The organism is Microcoleus sp. FACHB-68 (assembly GCF_014695715.1).
Classification (GTDB): Bacteria; Cyanobacteriota; Cyanobacteriia; order Cyanobacteriales; family Oscillatoriaceae; genus FACHB-68.
In genome coordinates, this window is the sequence record NZ_JACJOT010000008.1 from 621,052 (window position 1) to 646,063 (window position 25,012).

The window sequence follows — 25,012 nt, forward strand, 5'->3', positions numbered from 1 at the left end:
AAATCGCCGCGAAGTTTTAAAAAAACTCAAGATTCTTTTGTACCAATCTGCGGCAAAAATAGTTTAAAAGAGTAACCGCCGTAACAAAAATAGCGATGTCAGAATCCAGCATAGAATCAATCCTTCAAGAAAAACGCCTATTCCCTCCTGCTGCTGAATTCTCCCAGAACGCTCACATCAAGAGTCTGGAAGACTATCAACAGCTATATGAACGCGCCAAAGCTGACCCCCAGAAATTCTGGGCAGAATTGGCAGAACAAGAATTGCACTGGTTCCAGAAGTGGGACACTGTGCTGGATTGGCAGCCGCCGTTTGCCAAGTGGTTCACCGGCGGCAAAACGAATATTTCCTACAACTGCCTGGATCGGCACCTCACGACTTGGCGCAAAAATAAAGCTGCCCTAATTTGGGAAGGCGAACCCGGAGACTCGCGCACCCTCACCTATGCACAACTGCATCGGGAAGTCTGCCAGATGGCAAACGTTCTCAAACAGTTGGGTGTGCAAAAAGGCGATCTCGTCGGGATTTATATGCCGATGATTCCGGAAGCAGCAATTGCAATGCTGGCTTGTGCTCGGATTGGCGCACCGCATACGGTTGTTTTTGGTGGCTTTAGTGCAGAAGCGCTACGTGATCGCTTGAACGACGGCAAAGCAAAGCTGGTGATTACCGCCGATGGTGGGTGGCGCAAGGATGCGGCAGTTCCCCTTAAAGCTCAAGTCGATAAAGCTTTGGCGAATAACGCAGTTCCCAGTATCCAAAATGTCTTGGTTGTCAAGCGCACTGGGCAAGAAATCCAGATGGAATCCGGACGCGATCACTGGTGGCATGAGTTGCAAGCCGGCGCATCCGCAGATTGCCCTGCAGAACCGATGGATAGTGAGGATATGCTGTTTGTCCTCTACACCAGCGGCAGCACCGGCAAACCGAAAGGCGTGGTGCATACGACTGCCGGTTACAACCTCTACACCCACATGACAACCCAATGGATCTTTGACCTCAAAGATACCGATGTTTACTGGTGTACCGCTGATGTCGGCTGGATCACCGGCCACAGCTACATCGTCTATGGCCCACTCTCCAACGGTGCCACAACCTTGATGTACGAAGGTGCCCCTCGCGCCTCCAACCCCGGCTGTATGTGGGACATCATTGAAAAATACGGCGTCAACGTCTTCTATACCGCCCCCACTGCAATTCGGGCATTTATCAAAATGGGCGAACATTTGCCCAACGCCCGCAACCTGTCTTCCCTGCGCTTGCTGGGAACTGTGGGTGAACCGATTAACCCGGAAGCTTGGATGTGGTATCACCGGGTAATTGGTGGTGAACGTTGCCCCATTGTGGATACTTGGTGGCAGACGGAAACCGGCGGGATTATGATTACTCCCCTGCCTGGTGCAATTCCCTCCAAACCTGGTTCTGCAACGTTGCCTTTCCCCGGAATTCTGGCGGATGTTGTGGATTTGGACGGCAACTCGGTTGGCGTTAACCAAGGTGGGTATCTGGCGGTTAAATACCCCTGGCCCGGTATGATGCGGACAGTCTACGGCGATGACGATCGGTTCCGTCGCACCTACTGGGAGCATATTCCCCCCAAAGATGGCCAGTACACCTACTTTGCCGGCGATGGGGCGCGTCGTGACGAGGACGGTTATTTCTGGGTGATGGGACGTGTAGATGATGTGATTAACGTTGCCGGCCACCGGCTGGGTACGATGGAGATTGAATCAGCACTGGTGTCTCACCCGTCGGTTGCAGAGGCGGCGGTTGTAGGTAAACCGGATGACATTAAAGGCGAAGATATTGTGGCGTTTGTCACTTTGGAAGGAACGGCTAGCCCCAGCGATGAGTTGAATAAAGCTTTGAAGCAGCACGTTGTCAGTGAAATTGGGGCGATCGCTCGTCCAGGGGAAATCCGGTTTACGGATGCTTTGCCGAAGACGCGTTCCGGTAAAATCATGCGCCGGCTGTTGCGAAATCTGGCTGCCGGTGAGGAGGTTGCCGGTGATACTTCGACTTTAGAAGATCGGGGTGTGTTGGATAAGCTTCGTGAAGGCGCTTAATCTCATTTAAGATTTTTGGCCTTGGTTTTGATTTGACTTTGCGTGATTCAAAACTGAGGTCAAAAAGCAAAAGTTCTGGATTCGGTGAATGCCGGTGTCTTGGCTTTCAGCACAATAGGGGCGCACGATGTGGTACGCCCCGACTGAGTTGTTATGATTAAAGAAGAATGCAGTGGCTCAGCGAACCGGCCTGAACTTTAACTATCTTTTTGCTTAATCTGGAAAGTCGCGCCCAAGGCTGCGCCGGCCCCTGCTAATAAGCCAACGCTCATGCCTTCAAGGGTTTTGCTGAAGGGATCTTGAGTTAGGCACTCGTTGGTAACAGAGGTAGCGTTTTGACACTGATTGATCTCAGCTTGGCTGGCAGTTCCGCCGAGGACGACGCCGACAGCACTACAAGTAACAATAAGAATAAAAAGCCGACTTGTTTTTCTTACCATAGATAGATGTGAAAGGCAGCACTAACAACTTCACATCATTGTGCTGGGGTTCAGGGCATTTTGCAGCAGTATAAATACTGAGATTCTGCCACATTTTTTCAGAATATGCCGGCAAAGAAGGCAATTTTGCCGAGGTGTAGCGGGTGACAGGGCGATCAAAGCTATGCCGGTGGGAATATGGGGGTGAAAAGTGCCGGTCTTTTTTTTCAGAAAGTTCGCGGCATCAAAATTGCTGTGTTCGCTTGTGAGTGAAGTGGAGAGTACGGAAGAGGTTGCCGGCACGCTAATTCATCCTGTTCACATTATTAAAAATTTGCCAAATCTAACCTTTTAATTGACTCGAAATCACTTGCATTTCTATAAAAACTTTTATATTAAACTCTCTTTTTTGAAGTATATTTGATTCAAATTAAAAATTTTCAGTTAAACTTATTTCAACAAACAAAGGAAAGCGAAACGATGACCAACCTTACGACAGAAAAATGTTCTGCCTGCCATGACGGTGCACCCCGCGCCACTGAGGAAGAAATTGCTGAACTCAAACCCCATATTCCTGATTGGGATATTGTGGAGGAAGAGGGAGAACAGCGCTTACAACGCAGCTACAATTTTCCAGATTTTAAAACGGCATTAGCGTTCACAAACAGTATCGGAGATGCTGCCGAAGAAGTAGGACATCACCCAGCATTACTCACGGAATGGGGGAAGGTTACGGTTACTTGGTGGACTCATGCTATTTCTGGACTTCACCGGAACGATTTTATTATGGCGTCGAGAACTGATGACATTGTGAGCAAATTTACACAGAAGAATTGAATTTTTCTAAGTTCTAAGTGCAGCTCTACGCAAATTAACACAGAGCGGTAATTCTCTGTGTTAATTTGCCTTTTTAAGCAAGAAATAGGAAAATTTACAGCTAAATCAACGGTTTTTTAGAGTGACTTTAATGCCGTGTTCCGGTCGTAAAGTGATGGATGGTTGAGGAACAATGGGGTGTTCTGGCACAAGATTAAGTTGAAACTTTTGAGCAATTGTTGCTAGCAGTAAAACCGCTTCCATTAGGGCAAAACCTTTGCCGATGCAAATTCGGGGGCCATCTCCAAAGGGAAAGTATACGCCTCGTGGAAGCTGTTTTTCGAGGTCGCCGGCCCAACGTTCTGGTTTAAACTGTTCTGGATCTTCAAAATAACGGGGATGCCGGTGCATTACCCACTGACTCATGATGATCGCGCAGCCTGCCGGCACTTGATAGCCGCCAATTTCGCAATCTTTAATCGTTTGACGCCCCATCGTTGCCACTGCTGGATAAAGCCGCATGGCTTCCTTGATCACCATGTCTGTGTAGCGCAAACGCGGTAAGTCAGCCATCGTAGGGACGCGATCTCCCAATACCTCTTTTAACTCTTCTTGCAATTTAGTTCGCGCTTCCGGATATTGAGATAAAAGCATCCATGTCCATGCTAAAGTATTGGCGGTAGTTTCATGTCCAGCTAATATTAAAGTTGCCGCTTCATCGCGCAACTGTTTATCGGTCATTTTGCTGCCATCTTCTTCATCTTGCGCTTGCATTAACATCGAGAGTAAATCTCCTTGATCTTCTCCGCTAACACGGCGCTGATTGATGATGTTGTAAATATTTTTATCCAACTGCTGGATCGCATTTCTGTAGCGGATATTTTCTGGTCTGGGAAACCATTCCAGAATTAAAAATCCTTGTTTCCGCTTACTTTCAAACCAATCCATCGCCACATCAAGGGCATGGGCTACATCTTTCGCTTCGCCTTCGGTGACATCACTGTTAAATATCGTTTTCATCACAATATTTAAAGTCAGACGCATCATGTCTGCGTGGACATCACGAGTTTCTCCATCTTTCCAGCTTTCAAGCATTCGCTCAGTATAAGCAACCATGACCTCCCCATACCCAGCAATTCGCTTTTGATGGAAGATCGGTTGAGTAAGGCGTCGCTGGCGAAACCAAGAATCTCCCTCACTGCTTAAAAGTCCTTCGCCCAGCAAGGTTTTTAACGCCTTCAACCCACGACTTTTAACAAATAATTCTCGCTCTTTCAAGACATACTGGATATATTCAGGGTTGGCTAGCACACAGGCTGGTGCTAAGCCTAAGCGCAGAGGGGTAATATCCCCATATTTCCGAACACATTCAGTCATAAACTCCAGCGGATTACGACCAAAGTCGGCAAGGTTGCCGACTAGGGAATTTCCTTCTGGCCCAGGTAAGTCGAAGATATCTTGAGTCATGGTGAATTTTTCTAGATAAGATACTTACTACTTTAATTTAAATTTTTACGAAGTGGGATTAAAAAGGTGGTCGTGAAAATCTCAATCTTATTTTTATATTTTTGAAAAAGTAACATTGGAATTTTTAACATTATTGTAAAGTTAGCAAAAATGAGAAAGAATATTATTTTTTACTAAATACCGAATTTAATGCTACAGAATTCCCAAAATCACCTTAAATTGTTATAGCAACAAACCTGCTTAGATAACTCTACTCGCTTTTGATTGATTTCATTCAGCTTTTTAAGCCGGCATCCCATCCAAACTTCCCACAGCTTAGCGTTTTGAGTTGAACACCTGTCGCATTCCACCTATCGAAATCAGGGTATTCATAGTATAGGGTTAATTAAGTAGCAGGTTTTTCGTATTTACGTTTCTAATATGGCTCCTGAAACCTACACTATTCCTTACAACTTGATAATGACCGGCGGCGATGTGGCGCTGTTATGGCTTTGCGGTGCAAAATGCCTAAAATGGTGCAAAATGCCGGCTTATTCGCGTTAGCAGCTTTTGGACTAATTGCTCCGTTCTTTATGGGAGAATACGGCTTAGGCATCCTTTAACTATTAGCCTACGGAATCTTTGTCCACAGGTTTATTGTCCTCACCGGCTTACCGTTGGCAGCTTCCAGAAATTCTCGGTTAAAGGTTGCGCCTTGCGATCGCTTTCACATTGTTTTAGGTCATGCCCCGGACTGTGCCCTGGGTGATGTTGACGCCGATCTGCTGGTTGCCGGCCACACACACGGGGGCCAGGTGCGGCTTCCTTTCGTCGGGCCGGTGTTTACCCGTTCCAAAATACCGCGAAGTTGGGCTGCCGGCATGACGAAACTAACGGGCAATCGCACGCTAATTGTATCGCGGGGAATTGGGATGCAGCGAGGCGTTGCACCGAGGGTGAGATTTTTATGCCGGCCAGAATTAGTCATCATTGAATTGCTTCCCGCTTAGGGGCGAACAGCAGTGGTAAACTTCCTTAATGGTTGCTTATTGCTTTTATGTTTGTTGAGATTGAGCCAAATTTTCTTCGCACCATTGCCACCGACTCGGATCGGGTTCCCACGCTGTATTACTCTAAATATTGGCCGGTGAGGCAAGTGTTTTGGATGCGATTGAAGATGATTAACTTTCACCTGCAACGCCTGCAAATTTCCAAAGATTCTTGTCTGGATTTTGGCGGAGGTGGTGGTGTATTTTTACCAACGCTTACGCGTCACTTTCAAACGGTTTTTTTTCTGGATTTAGAAGATATTGAAGCACGACAAGTTGCTGAAAAGCATCAATTAAATAATGTTAAAATCATTAAAGATGATGTAGCGGTTGTCAAAATTCCTCAAGCGTCTTTTGATGCGATTATTGCTGCTGACGTTTTAGAACATTTTCAGGATTTATCGGTGCCGGCATCTATCCTGAGAAGTTGGTTAAAACCGAATGGTGTCTTGCTGACTTCATTGCCAACAGAAAATTTTATTTACATCGGCTTACGCAAAGTCTTTGGAATTACGAAGCCGGCTGATCACTATCACACCGGCAGCGAAGTAGAATCTTATCTAAAATCTCATGGATTCAAGCAAATTCGCAGAACCTTTGTTCCTTTATATTGGAATATATTCCCCTTGTTTCTCGTAAGCGCTTGGCAGCGTGATGAAAATTATAGCAATTTATAAAAAAGTAGGATGCTTCAAAAAGTTGCTGTTGTGATTCCCTGCTTTAACGTTAAAAAGCATATTTTGGAAGTTATTGATAAAATTGGATCTGAGGTGAATTTAATTTATGTGATTGATGATAAGTGTCCAGAGGCAACGGGCGATTATGTTAATAGCTATTGTCAAGATTCACGGGTAAAAGTTATCTTTCATCCAACGAATAGAGGCGTAGGAGGTGCCGTTGTTTCTGGGTATAGGGAAGCAATAGCTGCCGGCGCAACGATTATTATTAAAATTGATGGGGATGGACAAATGGAACCTGCCTTAATTCCCAAGTTTATTAAACCTATTGCCGGCGATTTGGCAGATTATGTTAAAGGCAATCGATTTTTTGATTTAGATTTACTGGCATCTATGCCGAAGCTAAGGCTAATCGGAAATGCCTTGCTGTCTTTTGTAAGTAAAATGTGTAGTGGATATTGGGATATTATGGACCCAACGAATGGCTATACCGCTATTCATGCAAGTGTTTTAAAAATGATTCCTCTGCATAAATTAGATAAAAGATATTTCTTTGAAAGTGATATGCTATTTCGATTAAATACCGTGCGTGCAGTAGTTTATGATTTGCCGATGGCTGCAAAGTATGGGGAGGAAATTAGCCATCTCAAAATCGGCAGAGTTATGTTAATTTTTCCCTGCAAGTATATCAACCGTTTTTTTAAACGAATTTTTTACAATTACTTTTTACGGGATTTTAATATTGGTTCGGTTGAGTTAATTGTTGCTATTATTTTAATCAGCCTGGGATTAATATTTGGATTGTATAATTGGTATTTAAGCATTCAACGAGGAATACCGGCAACCAGTGGTACAGTCATGCTAGCGTCTCTCCCGATTATTCTGGGATTTCAATCCTTATTGGCAGCAATTAACTATGATGTGACAAATGTCCCGAAAATGCCGGTTCACAAAATATGGGAAAGTTTGGAATAAAAATTTGCTATAAAATCTCAGCTTATAATGATACAAAACTGGAAATCGATTGTCAAAACGCCTGAAAAGGCATTTGTTATTATTAGTGTCATTTTTGGCATTTTATTTTTATTGATAACACCTCCCTTTCAAGCGGCTGATGAATACCAGCATTTTTATCGCTCTTTTCAGGTATCCCAAGGAGGTTTCATCTCAGAGAAAAAAATCGTTGACTGTCATGGAAGACTGGTTTACACGCCGGCAGCGATTTGTGTGGGAGGAATGCTGCCAAAAAGTGTTCTAATAACCGCGCAACAAGCCTCAACAGTTGATCTCCGTTTTCAACCAGAAAACAAGCAAAAAATTCAAGATATTCTTTCTTTGCTCAATTTACCGCTTAAGCGTCAAGATAAAATTTTTGTACGTTTTCCCAATGCTGCTTTATACTCTCCTGTTCCTTATTTACCCCAAGCTTTAGGAATGGCATTCGGGCAGTTGTTGGGAGTTTCTCCCATAATTATATTTTATTTGGGGAGAGCAGTAAACTTATTGGTTTGGGTGGGACTTATCTATCTAGCGATTAAAGTTACCCCGATTTATAAATGGCTGGTATTTTTGCTAGCTTTAACTCCCATGTCTCTGTTTCAAGCAGCCTCTCTATCGGCGGATGCTTTGACAAATGGTGCTTCATTTCTTTTAGCAGCTATTTTTTTCCAGATAGCTTTTGAACCGGCACAACGTATTAGATATATTAAAATTCTCAGTATCGCTTTACTTTCGATTTTAATCGGACTGTCTAAAACCGCTTACTTCCCATTAAATTTATTATATTTAATCATCCCAGTTAAAAAGCTAGGGAGTCTCGCAAAATATTTTTTAGGGTTTGCCGGCATAAATTTATTAACCTTGATCGCAATCCTAGCTTGGTCTTCTCTAATTAAAGATTTATATATTCCCCTAAGACCGGCTACAGACAATGTCGTATTAAGCGAACAGGTAAATTATATTTTAAATCAGCCGGTGCAATTTATTTTAACCCAAACTAATACACTTTCAACTTACGGCTTAACTTATTTAGAACAATTAATTGGAAAACTTGGATGGCTAGACACCTCATTGCCTGGTTTTCATATAATCTCCTATATAATTTTACTAATTACCGTTGCTTTATTTAGTCACCGATCCGATATTAAAATCTCATTATTCCAAAAAACTATACTTTTAATTATCATTCTTTTAACCGGCTTACTAATTACAACAGCTATGTATCTTGCTTGGACTCCAGTGGGTGCAAACCTTATAGAAGGCGTACAAGGACGATATTTTATCCCCCTCACTCCACTTTTTTTATTATTACTCTATAACCAAAAAATCAAGATTAATTTAAAAATCCCTATCTCAACACTCACCGGCTACGCCCTATTTTCCTGCACCCTGACGGCTGCGATATTATTAAAGAGGTATTATTTGTAACATTTCTTCACACTCATGGTACTCAAACCGATTCAGCGCACAAAATTAGACGATACCAGCGATAGCGACTTTTATTCAGTCCCGCGCTTCGTCACCCACGTAGACGAAGGATTTATCGATCAACTAACCAACCTCTACCGGCAACGCCTCCAACCCAACACACGCATCTTTGACATGATGAGTAGCTGGGTTTCCCATCTCCCAGAAGAGATGAAATTTGCCCACGTTGAGGGACACGGGATGAATGGGGATGAACTCGCCAAAAATCGCCGGCTGGATCATTACTTCCTGCAAAACCTGAACGAAACCCCCAAATTACCCTTACCGGATCAAGATTTTGACGCCGTTCTCAACTGCGTTTCTGTGCAATATTTGCAGTATCCAGATGCGGTGTTTTCCGAGATTTACCGCATCCTCAAACCGGGTGGTATTGCCATTATCAGCTTCTCCAACCGGATGTTTTATCAAAAAGCTATCCAAGCGTGGCGAGATGGTTCAGAAGCTAGCCGAGTTGAACTCGTTAAAAGCTATTTCCAATCAGTACCAGGATTTAGTCAACCAGAAGTTGTCGCCCATCAGTCAAGTGCGCCAAGTTTCCTACAAATGTTAGGAATGGGTGGGGGCGATCCTTTTTATGCCGTCATTGCCAGCCGGCAATCTTAGAGGATTTTTAGAAAGTGAGCATTGCAACCCAAACTGTCCCCTAAATCCACGCCAGTTGCTCCACTTGGGGGGAACCCAAGACCGCACTGGCTCCCCAAATTTGGGGGACTTTGAAGAGAAATTGGAAGCAGTCGCCACCGGCACTCATTTTTTGCGTTCCCCCTGAGTGAGAACCTTTTGAGCTTGAGCGCACAGATCTTCGTGACAGTGGCCATTACTGGCGATCACGCAACCCCACTGAGTGACATCCCCCTGGTTATACATCAGGGGGGTGCCATCCGCGTGAGTAAACCGGCCCCCAGCTTCGGTCAAAATTAACTCAGGCGCAGCAAAGTCCCAATCCTTCGGCGCACTTTTACCAGAAATCGAGATATAAACATCTGCCTCGTGTTCGACAATCTGGGCGATTTTGCAGCCGATACTCCCGCCAAATCTCTGATTTTTGCAAGGCAATCGGCGCATTAACTGGTTGAAGCGCTCATTTCGGTGGTTGTGGCCGCTGATAACCGTTAATTCCTGTAGGCGTTCCCGTGGGGAGACTTGCAACGGCGTCCGAAATCCCGCCGGATTTTCCACAAAAGCACCGGCACCTAACTGCGCGTAGTACAGCTTGCCTTCAGTCGGCCACACAACCACAGCCACTACAGGCCGACCTTCACAAACGAGGGCGATGTGAACAGCATAATTGCTGGTGCGCTTAATAAACTCGCGGGTGCCATCAATCGGGTCAATGATCCACACCCAAGATTGGGGGACAGGGATAGACTTTTGCGCTGCCGGCAAAGATTTATAAGTCTCCTCGGTGAGAAACCCGAAGTCTTGAGAACCCAAAGCAATGCGTAATTGTTGCAAGATGTAGCGATCAACTGCCAGATCGGCACTTGTCACCGGCCCATCTTTTTTATCCTCAACGCTAAGCCGGCTAGCCGCTGCGCCGTAGGAGTAGGAATGCAGGATCTCAGCCGCCCTCCAGCCTACAGCGCGGGCGATCTGACCGATCTCATCCAAATTCTTTTGATCGGGCAAATCGGGCACCCTAGGAATCCTCACCAATAACAAGAGATGCCGGCTGGAAAGATGCCACCCAATACCGGCGGCAACTCCACAACAACGCAATCCCCACTGCAATATAAATCAAACCGCGCACCTCAAAGCTAACGCCGGCAACCCGCAGCACAATACCAATGCCCATCATCGCCAAAATTAGAGCAATTGTCTTGCCCCCAAACATTTGAAACACGCTCTTAAACGGGTTAGGCTCTTGCAAGGTTTCCACCCGCTCAATTACCCTGCCGGCAGTGCGATCTAGAATCAATTTTCCTTTCACCAAACCAATCCCAAGGGCGGCTGCGCCTCCGAGAAGATGCTTGGAGTCTAAAAATCCCAAATAGGGAAAATGAAACCAAAACACCAAACCCATGACAAACAGGCCGGCACCAACCAGCGTCCAGATGCCGGCGGCGATCCAAAGATGTTGTGTACGGCTCAAACCGCTTTTTGTGTGAGTGCTTTCCATATTCAAAATTTTAAGATTGAGAAGCTTCACAAAGCAAACATTAGATGCAGCCAAGATGGATACAATTCGCAAAAAAGCTTAACTTACATTGAACGCTCCAGCTCGCCAAAGACTCTTTCTTAAACTAAGACGACCGATGTCGTTGTTTTCTCTCCAACTCCCCAACTCTCGGACTCACCCACTGTCCCACTCAGGACTCAGCACTCAGGACTCAGCACTATTTTGTTGTAGGATGAGCATTTTGCGCGTCCCATCAATGCTAAGTGTGGGATGTTAGTTCTACCGAAGAAGTGACGAGCCTGCGATATGTACGAGAAAATTACTGCCCCCTCCACCGGCGAACGCATCACCTTTGAAAATGGTAAGCCCATTGTCCCAGATAACCCGATCATTCCCTTCATTCGTGGGGACGGCACCGGCGTTGATATTTGGCCGGCATCCCAAAAAGTCCTTGATGCTGCCGTAGAAAAAGCCTATGGTGGCAAGCGGCAAATTAGCTGGTTTAAGGTATATGCCGGCGATGAAGCTTGCGAAAAATACGGCACCTATCAATATCTGCCCCAAGACACCCTCACAGCGATCAAAGAATACGGCGTGGCCATTAAAGGGCCACTTACTACGCCGGTTGGCGGTGGCATTCGCTCTTTAAATGTTGCCCTGCGGCAAATCTTTGACCTTTATTCCTGTGTGCGTCCTTGCCAATATTATGCCGGCACACCTTCACCGCACAAAACCCCTGAAAAACTGGATGTAATTATTTATCGGGAAAACACCGAAGATATTTATCTGGGGATTGAATGGCGGCAAGGCAGTGAAATCTGCGACAAATTAATCGCTTTGCTCAATAACGAGTTAATCCCTGCCACGCCTGAACATGGCAGCAAGCAAATTCGCCTCGACTCCGGCATTGGCATCAAGCCGGTGAGCAAAACCGGCTCTCAGCGACTTGTACGCCGCGCCATTCAGCACGCCCTGCGGTTGCCCAAAGCCAAGCAAATGGTGACTTTGGTTCATAAGGGCAACATTATGAAGTACACCGAAGGCGCGTTTCGCGATTGGGGTTATGAGGTTGCGACGAGCGAGTTTCGCGCTGAGTGCGTCACCGAACAGGAATCTTGGATTTTAGGCAATAAAGAGCGCAAACCCGATATTTCCCTCGAAGACAACGCCCGTGAAATTGAGCCAGGATTTGATGCCCTAACGCCTGATAAGCAAGCAAAAATTTGTCAGGAAGTGGAAACAGTCCTCAATTCCATCTGGGAAACTCACGGCAATGGGCAGTGGAAAGATAAGGTGATGGTGAATGACCGAATTGCCGATAGTATTTTCCAGCAAATTCAAACCAGGCCGGCAGAATATTCAATTCTTGCAACGTTAAACTTAAACGGCGATTACTTGTCTGATGCTGCGGCTGCCATTGTCGGCGGTTTAGGCATGGGTCCCGGTGCAAATATTGGCGATTCATCTGCAATTTTTGAAGCCACCCACGGCACCGCCCCCAAGCACGCCGGTTTAGATCGGGTAAATCCCGGTTCGGTGATTTTATCGGGGGTGATGATGCTGGAATTTATGGGCTGGCAAGAAGCCGCCGATCTGATTAAGAAAGGTTTGGGGGATGCCATTTCTAACCGGCAAGTCACTTACGATTTAGCCCGGTTAATGGAACCGCCGGTGGAACCGCCCCTAAAGTGTTCTGAGTTTGCCGAGGCAATTATTCAGCACTTTTGAAGAGGGGCATGGGGCATAGGGCATGGGGCATGGGACTAGAGGCTAGCGAAGAGGGAGAGAAGGGGAGAAAAGTTCTTTCATCCAATGCCCATACCTTTAGGTTGGCGAAGCCTTGCCCTATGCCCAATCCCCAATGCCCATACCTTTAGGTTGGCGCAGCCTTGCCCATACCTTTAGGTTGGCGAAGCCTTGCCCAATGCCCAATGCCCAATGCCCAATCCCCAATGCCCAATCCCCTCACCTTGTCGGATTTGAGAACGTATTGACTTGACCGTTACCAATACTTCCGGGTGCTGCATAGTTCGGTTGTGCGTTTGGCAGAGCCGGCTGCAGTCCTGGCGTCCCGTAGTTACTGGGAGATGCGGAGTTGATGCCGGTGCTTGGGGTATTTAAGCTGGGTAACGGTGATTGCCCGTAATTATTTGGGATCGCCGGCAATCCTTGCGGTTGCGCCCCAGGTGCGTTGAAGCCTGGGTAAACCGGCTGTCCGTAGTTGTTGGGAATGCCGCTGACTCCCGGTTGCGTTCCTGGTGCGTTAAAACCGGGGAAAGCCGGCTGGCTAGCGTTCGTCGGAACACCCGGCCTGCTTAGGGGCTGTACAGGACTATTAGAGGTTGGTAACGGGGCTGGGGCTGTGATGGTCGGTAATGGCGATTGTTGTCCTAAATTGCTGGGTGTAACGGTCGGTGCCGATGGTGCAAGGTTTACGGCGTTTGGTGCTGCGGGGGAAGAAGGGGAGCCGGTTAAATACTGGTAGGAATTATCGGGGGCTGCATTCGCTCCTGTCCCTGGCGTCAAGCTGGTGTCTGGTGCGCCGTAATTCGTTGAGGGAGCGATTTGTCCCGGTAACGTGGGAATCAACGAAGAATTGATACCGTCTGTGCCAGTGGAGCTGAGCCGGCCTGGATCTCGTCCCGGTCTTGGGCCTCGGTAGGGTGGGTCAAATCCATCTAAACCCCCTCTTGCCGGCGTGACTCCTGGCTTGTTGGGAAATGACTGGGCGACGCCTGTAAATCCTGCGTTAAAAGCGGCTTCAGTCTCGGTGCCGGTATCGGCATTCGCGGAAGGCAGCGATGATGAATTTTGGCCGAGCTTGTACCTGTCCAAAGCCGATTGCAGGGGGCTGGCAGGAGGCAAATTGCCAATCCCACCCGTGGCGTTGAGCAAGCTGTTACCTAAAGTTGTGTCATAGATTTGCCCCGCTGATGGCATCGCGCTAGGAATTCCTGTGTCATACCGCGCTGGGGAGGAATTGCCTTTAATCGGTGCGGTTGCTAAGGGTGTGCCGGCTAACAGATTTGCAGTTTCTGGCCCTATTGCATTGGGGTTTTTCTGTGGATCAACCGATTTGGTTTCTTCCTTTCCAGCCTTTGGGTTCAGCCCCAGGCTTTGTTCCAGCAGACTTTTAGAATTTGCTGAGGTTGGCTGTTTGCCGGCAGCATCCCCAGCTTTCAACTCTTTAAGCAGCGCCGACGAGCGCTCAATCTCAGCGATTCTGGCCTTTTCTTCGGGCGACAGTGCTCTTGCGTCGGATTCCTCTGCCCCCATTTGCTTTGGAATGAGTTCTGTAAATTGCTCTGGGTTCGCCAAATACTCAGACATAAACAGTCCCAATACCACCAGAACTCCTGCCGTTCCCCAAACAGCCGGTCTTAATAGGGGTCGTATTTTGGCTCTGATGTTGCGGATCGAGTTAGGCAGTTGCTTATGAGGTGACATAGGTTAAGCGCAGTTTGAGCTGGCACGGAAGGGGCAAAAATTTTACACTGACATTGATGCCAATTGTCTGGCTGCCGGTTACAGCGACAACAAGCGCCGGTGGGAAAGTGTCCCCAAAAGGAAAGTTGACTGTGATTACATCCTAGCCTTGAATTTGTCTTTAGGGGATTTTAACTTCCAACTTTCTTAAAGTTTATCCACCCAACGATTTTAAATCACCGCTATCTAAACTTGCATCCACCCTTGCAGACTTTCTTAACCGGCAGCTTGGTTTGATCTCTTTAGTCTCCCTAAAACTTATTGGGATACCCGCACTAACAACACTGCTCCCATTACAAAGCCGCACAGGGTTGGCAACCAGCCGGCTATCACAGGAGAAATCACCCCGCTCAACCCCAAGGCATCCCCAATCGACATCAATAAATAGTAAGCAAAGACTAATAAAACACTAACGCCAAAGCCTGTGGCTTTGCTGGTTCGCTGTGGTTTAGTCCCTAATGCCGCACCGACTAGGGCAAAGGCAACACACGCAAAGGGCAGCGAATATTTCTGTTGAATGCGGATAATCAGCTTGCGAATTTTCTTTTCTTTCCCGCTCTGTTGGAGTAGTTTCAAATACTCTTGGGATTGTGCAATATTCATTTCATTATAATCCCGGTCTTTTGATGCCAGATCAAACGGAGCGCGAGAAAGATTTAATTCTTGTTCTTCAAATTTTAAAATATTGCGATACGAACCGTCTGGTGCGACAATATAAATGGTGCCATTAAAAAAGTTCCACGTATTTGTTGCGTTATTCCAAATTGCTGATTCGGATACCAATATCTGATTAATATTTTCCTGCGAGCGATCTAAAATTGTCAAGCCTTTCATTCGCTGACCGTCAAATTCTTCTGCATAAAATAAGCGCGTAAGAACTTCTTGTTTTTTGCCATTGGGTTGCTTGACTTGACTAAATTCTGGATAAATAATATTTTTCTCTTGAAATACTTTTGTATCTTGTTTCAATGCCCGCTCTAAGGTAATAGACGCTTCATAATTTGCAGCCGGCACAAGAAGTTCATTAAAAAAAAAGGTCATCCCTGTCACGAAAATACTCAGCACCAGAGCCGGTGTAATCAATCGGTAAATACTAATGCCGCAGCTGCGGAGGGCAATTAGCTCGCTGTCACTCGATAGCCGGCTGTAGGTAAGTAAGGATGTTAGCAGCATTGACATGGGAAAGGCGAGAACGACGAAATAAGGAAGCTTTAACAGCAAAATTTTCATCGCCAGCGTCATTGGCAAGCCGGCTTCTGTTACCTTCCGCACCAAGTCAAACATTGACCCAATGGCTACCCCTACGGATGAAAAAGCTCCCACTCCAAATAGAAATGGCGGCAATAACTCCATTACAATATAGCGATCCATGACCGAAATTCTAGGAGTTAGCCAGCTAAGCGAATGGAAGGATTTGGACAGGCTTAATCTCATGTTTTGAGTCTGGGGATTGAGGTGTGAGGAGGAAGAGAGAAATTAAGAGTTTTATAAAAATAGATAAACACAGAGGGTTTATAAAAACTTTCAGCTATTGCCAAAAATTTGGTTATGAAGACCGGCAGGGGGATTGGATAATTTAGGTGAGTGATAAAACATTGAAAGTTTATTAAGTTATGGATTTTACCAGTAAATCCCCACTTTAAAATCTAAAATGAGCCGGCTATCGCTGGAAGCTTTCACCTAAGTAGTATTGTCGAACGAGGGGATTGTTGTAGAGTTCCTCTGCATTGCCGGCTGCTAAGATTTGGCCATCGCGCATAATGTAGGCGCGATCGGTAATGGCGAGGGTTTCTCGGACATTGTGATCGGTAATCAGGATGCCCATTTGGCGATCTCGCAATCCGGCGACAATTTGCTGAATTTCTGCCACAGCGATCGGATCAACACCGGCAAACGGTTCATCAAGCAGCAAAAATGTTGGGCCGGCTTGTCCAGCTGCCAATGCTCTCGCTAGTTCAGTACGCCGGCGTTCTCCGCCAGAGACTTGAATGCCGGCGGTATAAGCAACTTTTTCTAGGCGAAATTCTCGCAACAAATAATCTAGACGCTGCTGCCATTCGTGACGGGGAACGCCGGTTTGCTCTAATACCAGTAAGATATTATCCCGAACGCTCAATTGACGAAAGATACTTGCTTCTTGAGTTAAATAGCCAATGCCAAGCTGCGCCCGTTTGTGCATCGGCAGGTTAGTAATATTGACGTCATCAAGCCAAACGGTGCCGTGATTGGGTTTGATCAAGCCGGTGGTAATATAAAACGTTGTTGTCTTACCGGCACCGTTGGGTCCGAGCAATCCTACGACTTCTCCTTGCGCCACTGACAAGTTAACGCGGTTGACAATGACGCGCTTGCCATAGGATTTGTGAACATTTTCAAGCCAAATTTTCATTGGGGATTTGTGATAGATGATTCGGGAGAGGGTGATGGGAGATTTCTGCCGGTTGGTTCCCTCTCTCTATCCTCATTTGAAATTAAAATGCAGGCGTTGCCGGCGCGGTTTGAGTACCAGGTGCAGCGGCGTTTTCTTCTGGAACGAGATAAATTGATTCGACTTGCCGATTTGATTTGGGAAGTGCGATAAATCGCCCCTCATCAATCAGGTAAACAATGTTTTCACCCCGCAAACTGTTACCTTCCTGCAAAACATAAACATCGCCACTCAAGACAATACGGCGTTCTTTGCTGAAATATTGCGCTTGCGCGGCTGTGGCTTGAATTTGTCTTGCTGGATAATCGATTTGCACGTTCCCACGCGCTGTGACAACTCCAGTTTTGGCGTCAGCTTCTTGAATATCAGAACGCAGCGTCAGGGGTCTATCCACTGCGGCTGGGTTTGTTTGGGGATAGGTAGGAGCAACACTCCCACACAAAGCCGCCACCGGCAACATCAAGGTTAATCCGAGGCGTAGCATCAGTAAACCAGGCAGTTTTGCAAATGACATCATGGATTGTGAGGCTGAGGAGGAACAAGCGGTGCGGAACTACCTTTCAGGCTGAGGATCACCTGACAGGCTGCTGTAGGTAGTTTAACGTGTCCTGTGAAGACTCTATCGAGATCCCTACAGATGTGGTTGGCACTCGCCAAGCTATCACAATTTTGACGTTGACTGATTTACTGAGGGTTCCTCATCTTAAGTGCTGAGTGCTGAGTCCTGAGTCCTGAGTGGGGAAGTAGGGAAGTAGGGAAGTGGGGAAGTAGGGGTTATGGCTTGCTTGCGTTTTTCCAGCAAACCTGCCTTATTCTTTGGGTGCAGGAAATCGGGCAATTTGAGGGCGCTGTAATGAAGGATTACTTCCTTGACTAAGCTGCTGGGCGAAATCTGCTACGTTTTCTGGCCCTGCTTGTTGCAATTCGCTCAACAGATCGACGCTTTGCTTTAGTAAGCTATTGACATCTATATCAAAATATGGATGCTGATATTTCCGCAACCGGCTGATGCCTTCTCCCAGCAAAATTACGGCTCCGCGCCAGTTATGATTGCCCAGATGATAGAGGGCAACGGCAATTTGTAGCACTCCCTGATAAAAAGTGCGTTCGGGTTCGGATGCCTCCATCCACAAAGCCTCTAGGGTGTCATGACAGGCGTAGAATTCTTGCCGGTTGAACTGCTCTACGCCTTGCCAAAACTCATCAGGGATCAGCTCACTCATCCCATGCTTTCTCTAATTTCTTTGACTTGTTCAATCGTCATTGTTTGCGATTGGCCGGCAAAGTCATTTTCTGGGGTGAGGAATAGCATACAGTGGCACTCTTTGCGCTCCCGCATCGGTACGCAGGGGCAGTTCCAGTAGGCAGCGGCGACTTCGGCTTCTTTATCTTCGTAGTGCCGGCAGGGACACAGGGGCGAACCGAGGTCATCTTTGTTTTTGGCCAATCCTTCGATCACCACAGCAGTTACTGAAGGTTCCGAACAGAAGTAGGTGCCGGTGCGCTGGGCATAAGTTTGGGAAAACTGCACCATTGCTTCTAGGCTTTTATCGCTGGATTTGTTGTCGGTGTCTGTTGGAGAGGTCATTAGCTTTGACTATAAGAGGAGATTATATTTATTGCATTGTACCGCAAGGCTTAGGCCGGCAGTATGAAGTGGGGCATTGGGCATTGGGCATTGGGCATGGGGCATTGGGCATGGGGCATTGGGCAAGGCTGCGCCAACAAGAACAGTAGGGGCATGGGGCATGGGGCATGGGGCATGGGGCATGGGACTAGGGATTTGAAGAGGCTAATCAGATTTGAGGTTTTTTAGGCAACTGCTTCTAGGAAATTTGGACTAGAACCGGCTTAAAGGTTCTTGCAGTTGTAAATCTAAGGCTCGATCTGGGCGGATCTCAATGCCTGGTCGATCTCGCTTGATAATCGTGTTTTCTTCTTGGGGTAAGGATGAGGCTGCCGGCCATAAAACCCATCGGCTGCCAGGGGGAAGGCTGCTTAGACTTACAGAATTTTGAGTTAACCAAATTAAAGGCATCTCCGGCAAGCCATTGGGGAGGGGATCTTCACCGGCACTTGTGGCAGCTAGGGTTTCTAGAACCACTTGATGTCCTTGAATTAGGCCGGTTTGAGCTGTCCAAAGGCTGGCATTTAAACCGGCGCGGCTGGCGTAGAAGTACAACGATGCCGCTGCAATGACAGCCGCTTCAAAATCCGCCTGCTGCCAAGTGCCGGCGCTGTCGAGGCTAATCACGATTTGCTGTCCGCCGGTGGAGACTTCTAACTCGCGCACCCGCATTTCGCCGTAACGGGCACTGGTGCGCCAGTGGATCAGACGGATAGGATCTCCAAATCGGTAAGGGCGCAGGGTTCGCGTGATGCCTTCGGTTCCCATTTGCTGCCGGCGATCACTGTAAAGCTGGGCGCTGTCTTCTTTGCCCATTTCGTCTACCAGTGGGCAAACCTTTAGTGGGAATACGGTGGGATAAACAATGGCTGTGGCTTTGGCTTGGCGTGATCGCCGGCACCAAAATAACCCTAACGGGGCTGCCGTCCTCAAATGAATCTCATCCCACCGATAGACGCCTCGGCGTTGGGTGGGGTGGTAGTATACCAAATGATGTATGCCTTGGGGAGGGATCGCTTCAACGGCAACGGGTTTCGGCTGCCCTAAGACATAAGGGAAAATGTCATAGACTTGCAGCAGCGTCTTGGTTTTCTCAGTTGGGTTTTCTATGTCGATTTCAATGGTTAGTTGGTCGCCCACACTCACCGGCTCAATCGGACGGCGGCGAACTTGCAGTGGGCGCAGCGTCCGAATCGGCAAAGTCATGGCAATGCCCAAAATCGCAAGACTAATCCCGCTGATCGCGTACAACCAGCCAGCCATTGTATTCGTGCCGGCGGCAAAGTAGAAGAGAGCCAGCCCACCCAGCAGCCAACCCGCGAAGGCCGGCGTTACCCAGTGGGTTTCCAGCCAATCGGCGATTTGTGTGCTTAGCCTCTCAGCGAACTGATAAAACATTTTCATCGCAAGTCTATTTTGTCTAAGTTGGCCAACAAGTTAATAAATTCTCGGCGAGAAAAAATCTTTTAGGGTTCATTTTCTTAAAAGGTTTTATGAAAGCGCGGCTAGGGAAATAAAATTTAACAACTTAATTTGAAAAAAATTTAGCGCCTTGGCTTGATTCCTGAAATGAATTTCTGTGGTGACCTCGCTGTTTTTAAGGCAATTTGATAGCAAATTATCACGAGAGACCTGCATCAGTGTTTTTGTTCTTCTGCAATACCCCTTAGCATCAAGTTTACACCTGATTGACGATTTTTTATAATTTAAGTATATTCACGAGTGAGTGCTTAGCCAAATAGAAGGATCTCAACTCCAGAAACTCACATCGATTAATTTTAAAAACTCATCCATTCGTTGCCATAAATCTCGCCTCGAAACCGAAAAGAAAATGAACCCAATAAATGCTGGTGCAGTACCCGGATCTCAGGCTCAGCCTTCCCACAAAACACCACCGCCACCACCACCGCTCAAACCGACGGTAGGGCAAGTGGCCACTAGCCACGGCACGATTACCATTGAGCAGATGGTAAAAGAGGCTTACGCACGGAAAGCCTCTGATATTCATATTCGAGTTGGTCAAGTTCCGAGAATTCGAGTTCGCGGCGAGATGATTCCGGTTTCAGAACATGGGAAGACGACACCCCAAATCTATGAACAGTACCTGGCGGAAATTTTAACGCCGGCTCAGAGAAAACAGTTTGTAGAAAGTAAAGAACTGGATACAGCAATTTTTTATCCAGGCTTTTTGCGCTGCCGGGTCAACTGTTTTGATTCCCTAACCGGCGGTGCGATTGTGCTACGGTTGATCACCCTGCACATTCCTTCGATTGAAGAGTTAAAGTTACCCGAAGTCCTGAAAAAAATTATCTCCAATCACCAGGGACTAATTTTAGTTACAGGGCCAACTGGTTCAGGTAAATCGACTACAATGGCGGCAATGATCCGTCATTTAAACGAAACCGCAGCCAAACATATTGTCACCATTGAAGACCCCATTGAATATGTTCACCCCAGCCATAAGTGCTTGATTAGTCAGCGGGAAGTGGGGCTACATACCCTTGATTTCCACTTGGCTTTAAGGGCGGTTTTACGGGAAGATCCAGACGTGATTTTGATTGGGGAAATGCGTGATCGCCTCACCATTAATACGGCGCTGCAAGCTGCCCAAACCGGCCACTTAGTATTAGGAACCCTTCATACTCGCAGCGCCATCAACTCGATTAACCGTTTGTTAAACCTCTACAATCCAGAGGAACAGCCGGCAATGCGAATTCAAATTACCGAATCTCTCGTGGCTGTCGTCGCTCAGTTGCTATTGCCGACCACCGATGGTCGCCGCACAGCAATTCACGACATTTTAGTTAACACGCCGGCGATGAAAGATTACCTGCTTAAAGGTAATGAAGATGACGCATTCCACTTGATGTCAACTGACACCATTGAAGGAATGCAAATCATGAATGTCGCCCTCTACGAGCAAGTGCTCAATGGCCGCATTACCATCGAAGACGCTTTAAGTGTTTCGCCAGATATCGGCGATCTTGAACGGCGGATGCGAACCGGCGGCTTTGACTCTTCTAATTCGCCTCGTGATTGGAGTTAAACGAGCGATGTTCTGAGACAAAGTTGGGGCGGGGGTTGAGCCGGCATTAAGCTGGCATACAGCCTTTCGCCTCTACAACTTTACATATTTGAGGGCGAATTACGATAAAAGTTCGCCCCATTGCTTTGCTCGGAATGTTTTAAGGCTCAATCATAAAATAAGAATTTTTAAAGTTCTTTTATGATTGAGCCTGATTTTATTGTAACTAACTAATTTCTAAGCGGCGATTACATCATGCTTTCAGACATCAATTCCTCAGTCATTTCAAAGTTTGCAGTAGCATTTTGTACATCATCCAAATCTTCCAAAGCATCCATTAATTTGAGCAGAGAACGAGCGTGTTCGGGATCGGTAACTTGCAGTGTATTGCTGGGAATCCAGCGCAGTTCAGACTTGTTTACCGTATAGCCTTTATTCTGTAAAACTTGAATGAGATTTTCCAGGTTTGTGACTTCAGTAAAAACTTCAGCTCCCTCTGTTTCTTCATCAATTTCTGTCAGTTCATAATGCTCAGCACCGGCTTCCAGAGAAGCTTCTAATAGCTGTTCCTCATCAATCGCACCGGCAATGGTGACAACGCCTTTTTGGTCGAACATCCAACCAACACAGCCGGTTTCCCCCAAATTGCCGCCATTTTTACTAAATGCCGCTCTTAAATCCGCTGCAGTGCGATTGCGATTATCAGTGAGTGCTTCGATGAGAATTGCCACGCCACCGGCACCGTATCCTTCATAGCGAATCGCTTCGAGACTATCGCCTTCGGGACCCCATTTACCGGCACCTTTAGCGATCGCTCGGTCAATATTGTCATTCGGAATCCCAGCCGCCTTTGCTTTGTCAATCGCCGTGCGTAATTGAAAATTGCCGGCTGGATCGGGGACACCGCTACGCGCAGCTACAATAATTTCGCGAGAGATTTTCGTAAAAATCTTGCCCTTGACAGCATCTACCCTCGCTTTTTGGCGCTTGATATTCGCCCATTTACTATGTCCTGCCATAAATGTCGATTAAACTATTGAAGGTTAGACCTTTTATTTGGATACTTGTTACTTGTTATAAAGACAGTTTATCAAGTTACCACGTCTTGCCGACACGCTTCAAGATTTATTCACACTGTTATTGTCTGGATTAATACAAAACAGCGTCATATTTTTAGGTTAATCTTGATTTTGCCCCTCTAAAGCCAGCACTTGATTACCCGGAAGTTATATAAATGCGCGTGTTTGGGGTTCCCTTGAGGCCGGCTGTTTGGAAAGCCGTAGTCAGCGCCGTGTCGGCGCTACATCATAGCGATAACTTAGCGTGCCGGTGAGCCGCAAGCAACGCCCAAATGCCTTTAGCTGCCGTATCTAGCACCCAGGCGCGGGCTGCCGGCACCTTAAACCAAAACACCTTAGCAATACTCCCTAGGATAGTTTTATTTAACTCAACGGATATGTATCCTTTAAACAAACAATCAGGCAGTACCTTTCAATCCAAAAGTCTAAAAATCAATTGATACGAGGAGAATTGAAGGTGAAAAATGGGGCGTATTATTTGGGTGATGGACGTTGTGAGTTTATTGTTTGGGCACCCACTCTTAAAGAGGTAACTGTACATATTGTTTCTCCTGAAGATCGATTAATTTCAATGCAACAGGATGAGCAAGGATATTGGAAAGTCACTGCTGAAAATATTAATCCAGGTACACTATATTTTTATAAATTAGAAGGAAAAAATGATAGACCCGATCCCGCATCGGACTTTCAACCCCAAGGAGTTCACGGCCCTTCTCAGGTAATTGCTCGCAATAATTTTGTTTGGAATGACATGAATTGGTCTGGCATTCCTTTAGAAGAAATGATTATTTATGAATTGCACGTCGGAACTTTCACCGAGGAAGGAACTTTTGAGGCAATGATTCCCCGGCTCAAAGATTTAGCTGAGTTGGGCGTTAATGCGATTGAAATTATGCCGGTGGCTCAGTTTCCAGGCGACCGTAACTGGGGATATGACGGCGTTTTTCCCTATGCCGTGCAAAATTCTTATGGCGGCCCTGAAGGGTTGAAAAAGCTTGTTAATGCCTGCCATCAGGAAGGCATTTCAGTTATTCTGGATGTTGTTTACAATCACCTTGGCCCTGAAGGAAATTACTTGCCTGAATTTGGCCCCTATTTTACAGATAAGTACCGACCAGTTTGGGGAGAAGCGCTCAACTTTGACGATCAATACAGTGATGGAGTGCGTGAGTTTTTTATTAACAACGCTATGTATTGGTTTGAAGATTATCACATTGATGCCTTGCGATTAGATGCGATTCAAGCAATTTTTGAAGTCGGTGCAAGACCGTTTTTACAGGAACTCGCAACAGCCACTGATACCCTTTCTCAACAGCTAGGACGGAAACTTTATTTAATTGCAGAAAGCGATTTAAATGATGTTCGTGTTCTGCGTCCCAAAGAATTGGGAGGATTTGGGCTAGATGCCCAGTGGTGTGATGATTTCCATCATTCACTTCACGCCTTGCTAACTGGAGAAAGTGACAGATATTACCAGGATTTTGGAAAATGCGAACATTTGGAAAAAGCTTTTAAAGAAAGCTTTGTTTACTCTGGACAGTACGCCCCCCACAGAAAACGAAAGCATGGGAATTCTGCGAAAGATCAACCGGGTGAGCAATTTGTGGTGTTTTCGCAAACTCATGATCAGATCGGCAATCGAATTTTAGGAGATAGATTATCTAAATTAGTGTCTTTTGAAGGGCTAAAATTAGCAGCCGGCGCAGTTTTGATTTCTCCTTATATCCCGTTTCTTTTTATGGGTGAAGAATATGGAGAAGAAGCCGCGTTTCTGTACTTTGTTAGTCACTCTGATGAAAACATAATTGAAGCCATTAGAAAGGATAAACAAGAAGAATTTAAAGCCTTTGAAGGACGGGGCGAATTTCAAGACCCGCAAAGTCCTGATACTTTGCAAAATTGCAAGCTGAATTGGGAAAAAAAACAGCAAGGAAAACACAAAGCTCTCTGGGAATGGTATCAGAGGTTAATTCAGCTACGCCGTACAGTCTCGGCCTTGAAAAAGCTAGACAAGGAAAGTTTAGAAGTTTCTAGCATTGAAGAGGAAAAAAATATATGTTTGCGACGATGGACGAAGGATAGCCAAATATTCTGCATTATGAACTTTAATGATAAAGAGGTGACTTTCCCTGCGAAGATTCCTGCCGGCAACTGGCAAAAGATTTTGGATTCTTCTGACCAAAAATGGATGGGTGCCGGCACAACATTACCCGACACTATTGAGCCGTCACAAAAATTGACGGTTAAATCACAAAGTTTCGCACTCTACGAAGCTAAAGCACAGTAGT

At 46.3% G+C, this 25,012-nt stretch carries 24 protein-coding genes; 12 read left to right on the top strand and 12 right to left on the bottom strand.

Going from position 1 to position 25,012, the window contains the following annotated elements; genetic code table 11:
- The first annotated feature begins 95 nt into the window (after nt 1–95).
- Nucleotides 96–2,066, top strand: a complete 1,971-nt coding sequence (gene acs / locus H6F73_RS11570) for an acetate--CoA ligase (protein WP_190758901.1) — start codon at nt 96–98, stop codon at nt 2,064–2,066.
- 197 nt (nt 2,067–2,263) lie between these two features.
- Here the strand turns inward: acs and H6F73_RS11575 are convergent, their stop codons facing one another.
- A complete protein-coding gene (locus tag H6F73_RS11575; protein WP_190758902.1) occupies nt 2,264–2,506 on the bottom strand; it encodes a hypothetical protein in 243 nt (80 codons plus the stop codon).
- Nucleotides 2,507–2,965: 459 nt separating this feature from the next.
- Here H6F73_RS11575 and H6F73_RS11580 point away from each other — a divergent pair, with 459 nt between their 5' ends.
- On the top strand, nt 2,966–3,322 hold the full coding sequence (locus H6F73_RS11580) for a 4a-hydroxytetrahydrobiopterin dehydratase (RefSeq protein WP_190758903.1): 357 nt from the start codon (nt 2,966–2,968) through the stop codon (nt 3,320–3,322).
- A 105-nt stretch (nt 3,323–3,427) separates the two neighbouring features.
- On the opposite strand, the gene H6F73_RS11585 is transcribed toward H6F73_RS11580, so the two are convergent.
- Nucleotides 3,428–4,768, bottom strand: a complete 1,341-nt coding sequence (locus H6F73_RS11585) for a cytochrome P450 (protein WP_190758904.1) — start codon at nt 4,766–4,768, stop codon at nt 3,428–3,430.
- A 656-nt stretch (nt 4,769–5,424) separates the two neighbouring features.
- Between H6F73_RS11585 and H6F73_RS11590 the strand changes: the two genes are divergently transcribed.
- Genes H6F73_RS11590 through H6F73_RS11615 form a run of 6 tightly spaced genes read left to right on the top strand, consistent with a single transcriptional unit; the run spans nt 5,425 to nt 9,729 of the window.
- Nucleotides 5,425–5,757, top strand: coding sequence for a hypothetical protein (locus tag H6F73_RS11590; RefSeq protein ID WP_190758905.1), 333 nt, complete (start codon nt 5,425–5,427; stop codon nt 5,755–5,757).
- A gap of 47 nt (nt 5,758–5,804) precedes the next feature.
- A complete protein-coding gene (locus H6F73_RS11595) occupies nt 5,805–6,473 on the top strand; it encodes a class I SAM-dependent methyltransferase (RefSeq protein ID WP_190758906.1) in 669 nt (222 codons plus the stop codon).
- Between the two features lie 9 nt (nt 6,474–6,482).
- The gene (locus tag H6F73_RS11600; protein WP_190758907.1) at nt 6,483–7,448 is read left to right on the top strand and encodes a glycosyltransferase family 2 protein; all 966 of its coding nucleotides are present in this window, start codon (nt 6,483–6,485) and stop codon (nt 7,446–7,448) included.
- 27 nt (nt 7,449–7,475) lie between these two features.
- Nucleotides 7,476–8,900, top strand: a complete 1,425-nt coding sequence (locus H6F73_RS11605) for a DUF2142 domain-containing protein (RefSeq protein WP_190758908.1) — start codon at nt 7,476–7,478, stop codon at nt 8,898–8,900.
- Nucleotides 8,901–8,915: 15 nt separating this feature from the next.
- A complete protein-coding gene (locus H6F73_RS11610; RefSeq protein WP_190758909.1) occupies nt 8,916–9,563 on the top strand; it encodes a class I SAM-dependent methyltransferase in 648 nt (215 codons plus the stop codon).
- Complete coding sequence (locus H6F73_RS11615) at nt 9,535–9,729, top strand: hypothetical protein (protein WP_190758910.1); 195 nt, start codon at nt 9,535–9,537, stop codon at nt 9,727–9,729. Before H6F73_RS11610 ends, H6F73_RS11615 begins: the two co-directional genes overlap by 29 nt.
- Here the strand turns inward: H6F73_RS11615 and H6F73_RS11620 are convergent.
- Nucleotides 9,708–10,589 carry an inositol monophosphatase family protein gene (locus tag H6F73_RS11620; protein ID WP_190759620.1) on the bottom strand — a complete coding sequence of 294 codons (882 nt, stop codon included), beginning with the start codon at nt 10,587–10,589 and terminating at the stop codon, nt 9,708–9,710. The genes H6F73_RS11615 and H6F73_RS11620 overlap by 22 nt on opposite strands.
- Nucleotides 10,590–10,599: 10 nt before the next feature.
- A complete protein-coding gene (locus H6F73_RS11625; RefSeq protein ID WP_190758911.1) occupies nt 10,600–11,079 on the bottom strand; it encodes a hypothetical protein in 480 nt (159 codons plus the stop codon).
- Between the two features lie 306 nt (nt 11,080–11,385).
- Here H6F73_RS11625 and H6F73_RS11630 point away from each other — a divergent pair, with 306 nt between their 5' ends.
- Entirely contained in the window at nt 11,386–12,807 is a 1,422-nt protein-coding gene (locus H6F73_RS11630) for an NADP-dependent isocitrate dehydrogenase (RefSeq protein ID WP_190758912.1), read from the top strand.
- A gap of 237 nt (nt 12,808–13,044) precedes the next feature.
- On the opposite strand, the gene H6F73_RS11635 is transcribed toward H6F73_RS11630, so the two are convergent.
- From H6F73_RS11635 to H6F73_RS11660, 6 genes are all read right to left on the bottom strand, one after another.
- Nucleotides 13,045–14,526, bottom strand: a complete 1,482-nt coding sequence (locus tag H6F73_RS11635; RefSeq protein WP_190758913.1) for a hypothetical protein — start codon at nt 14,524–14,526, stop codon at nt 13,045–13,047.
- 297 nt (nt 14,527–14,823) lie between these two features.
- A complete protein-coding gene (locus H6F73_RS11640; RefSeq protein ID WP_190758914.1) occupies nt 14,824–15,999 on the bottom strand; it encodes an LptF/LptG family permease in 1,176 nt (391 codons plus the stop codon).
- A gap of 226 nt (nt 16,000–16,225) precedes the next feature.
- Nucleotides 16,226–16,954 carry an LPS export ABC transporter ATP-binding protein gene (gene lptB, locus H6F73_RS11645; protein WP_190758915.1) on the bottom strand — a complete coding sequence of 243 codons (729 nt, stop codon included), beginning with the start codon at nt 16,952–16,954 and terminating at the stop codon, nt 16,226–16,228.
- 82 nt (nt 16,955–17,036) lie between these two features.
- Nucleotides 17,037–17,510: an LptA/OstA family protein gene (locus tag H6F73_RS11650; RefSeq protein WP_190758916.1), complete on the bottom strand. Its 474-nt coding sequence runs from the start codon at nt 17,508–17,510 to the stop codon at nt 17,037–17,039.
- 292 nt (nt 17,511–17,802) lie between these two features.
- Nucleotides 17,803–18,216 (bottom strand): DUF309 domain-containing protein, encoded by a 414-nt coding sequence (locus H6F73_RS11655; RefSeq protein WP_190758917.1) that lies wholly within the window; start codon nt 18,214–18,216, stop codon nt 17,803–17,805.
- Complete coding sequence (locus H6F73_RS11660; RefSeq protein WP_190758918.1) at nt 18,213–18,581, bottom strand: ferredoxin-thioredoxin reductase catalytic domain-containing protein; 369 nt, start codon at nt 18,579–18,581, stop codon at nt 18,213–18,215. Before H6F73_RS11660 ends, H6F73_RS11655 begins: the two co-directional genes overlap by 4 nt.
- A gap of 5 nt (nt 18,582–18,586) precedes the next feature.
- On the opposite strand from H6F73_RS11660, the gene H6F73_RS11665 reads away from it, so the two are divergent.
- Nucleotides 18,587–18,730, top strand: coding sequence for a hypothetical protein (locus tag H6F73_RS11665; RefSeq protein WP_190758919.1), 144 nt, complete (start codon nt 18,587–18,589; stop codon nt 18,728–18,730).
- A 103-nt stretch (nt 18,731–18,833) separates the two neighbouring features.
- Here H6F73_RS11665 and H6F73_RS11670 read toward each other — a convergent pair whose 3' ends face one another.
- On the bottom strand, nt 18,834–20,018 hold the full coding sequence (locus tag H6F73_RS11670) for a DUF58 domain-containing protein (protein WP_190758920.1): 1,185 nt from the start codon (nt 20,016–20,018) through the stop codon (nt 18,834–18,836).
- A gap of 433 nt (nt 20,019–20,451) precedes the next feature.
- Between H6F73_RS11670 and H6F73_RS11675 the strand changes: the two genes are divergently transcribed.
- Nucleotides 20,452–21,666 (top strand): type IV pilus twitching motility protein PilT, encoded by a 1,215-nt coding sequence (locus tag H6F73_RS11675; protein ID WP_190758921.1) that lies wholly within the window; start codon nt 20,452–20,454, stop codon nt 21,664–21,666.
- 227 nt (nt 21,667–21,893) lie between these two features.
- Here H6F73_RS11675 and H6F73_RS11680 read toward each other — a convergent pair whose 3' ends face one another.
- The gene (locus H6F73_RS11680) at nt 21,894–22,664 is read right to left on the bottom strand and encodes a YebC/PmpR family DNA-binding transcriptional regulator (protein ID WP_190758922.1); all 771 of its coding nucleotides are present in this window, start codon (nt 22,662–22,664) and stop codon (nt 21,894–21,896) included.
- 517 nt (nt 22,665–23,181) lie between these two features.
- On the opposite strand from H6F73_RS11680, the gene treZ reads away from it, so the two are divergent.
- A complete protein-coding gene (treZ, locus tag H6F73_RS11685) occupies nt 23,182–25,011 on the top strand; it encodes a malto-oligosyltrehalose trehalohydrolase (RefSeq protein WP_190758923.1) in 1,830 nt (609 codons plus the stop codon).
- Nucleotide 25,012 lies beyond the last annotated feature (1 nt).

Excerpts from the sequence above, each read along its gene's own strand:
- H6F73_RS11655 (WP_190758917.1), bottom strand. The coding sequence starts at position 18,216 with ATGAGTGAGCTGATCCCTGATGAGTTTTGGCAAGGCGTAGAGCAGTTC.
- H6F73_RS11635 (WP_190758913.1), bottom strand. The coding sequence starts at position 14,526 with ATGTCACCTCATAAGCAACTGCCTAACTCGATCCGCAACATCAGAGCC.
- acs (WP_190758901.1), top strand. The coding sequence starts at position 96 with ATGTCAGAATCCAGCATAGAATCAATCCTTCAAGAAAAACGCCTATTC.
- H6F73_RS11625 (WP_190758911.1), bottom strand. The coding sequence starts at position 11,079 with ATGGAAAGCACTCACACAAAAAGCGGTTTGAGCCGTACACAACATCTT.
- H6F73_RS11595 (WP_190758906.1), top strand. The coding sequence starts at position 5,805 with ATGTTTGTTGAGATTGAGCCAAATTTTCTTCGCACCATTGCCACCGAC.
- lptB (WP_190758915.1), bottom strand. The coding sequence starts at position 16,954 with ATGAAAATTTGGCTTGAAAATGTTCACAAATCCTATGGCAAGCGCGTC.
- H6F73_RS11650 (WP_190758916.1), bottom strand. The coding sequence starts at position 17,510 with ATGATGTCATTTGCAAAACTGCCTGGTTTACTGATGCTACGCCTCGGA.
- H6F73_RS11585 (WP_190758904.1), bottom strand. The coding sequence starts at position 4,768 with ATGACTCAAGATATCTTCGACTTACCTGGGCCAGAAGGAAATTCCCTA.
- H6F73_RS11640 (WP_190758914.1), bottom strand. The coding sequence starts at position 15,999 with ATGAGATTAAGCCTGTCCAAATCCTTCCATTCGCTTAGCTGGCTAACT.
- H6F73_RS11630 (WP_190758912.1), top strand. The coding sequence starts at position 11,386 with ATGTACGAGAAAATTACTGCCCCCTCCACCGGCGAACGCATCACCTTT.
- H6F73_RS11600 (WP_190758907.1), top strand. The coding sequence starts at position 6,483 with ATGCTTCAAAAAGTTGCTGTTGTGATTCCCTGCTTTAACGTTAAAAAG.
- H6F73_RS11575 (WP_190758902.1), bottom strand. The coding sequence starts at position 2,506 with ATGGTAAGAAAAACAAGTCGGCTTTTTATTCTTATTGTTACTTGTAGT.
- H6F73_RS11675 (WP_190758921.1), top strand. The coding sequence starts at position 20,452 with ATGAACCCAATAAATGCTGGTGCAGTACCCGGATCTCAGGCTCAGCCT.
- H6F73_RS11670 (WP_190758920.1), bottom strand. The coding sequence starts at position 20,018 with ATGTTTTATCAGTTCGCTGAGAGGCTAAGCACACAAATCGCCGATTGG.
- H6F73_RS11660 (WP_190758918.1), bottom strand. The coding sequence starts at position 18,581 with ATGACCTCTCCAACAGACACCGACAACAAATCCAGCGATAAAAGCCTA.
- H6F73_RS11580 (WP_190758903.1), top strand. The coding sequence starts at position 2,966 with ATGACCAACCTTACGACAGAAAAATGTTCTGCCTGCCATGACGGTGCA.
- H6F73_RS11605 (WP_190758908.1), top strand. The coding sequence starts at position 7,476 with ATGATACAAAACTGGAAATCGATTGTCAAAACGCCTGAAAAGGCATTT.
- H6F73_RS11615 (WP_190758910.1), top strand. The coding sequence starts at position 9,535 with ATGCCGTCATTGCCAGCCGGCAATCTTAGAGGATTTTTAGAAAGTGAG.
- H6F73_RS11610 (WP_190758909.1), top strand. The coding sequence starts at position 8,916 with ATGGTACTCAAACCGATTCAGCGCACAAAATTAGACGATACCAGCGAT.
- H6F73_RS11680 (WP_190758922.1), bottom strand. The coding sequence starts at position 22,664 with ATGGCAGGACATAGTAAATGGGCGAATATCAAGCGCCAAAAAGCGAGG.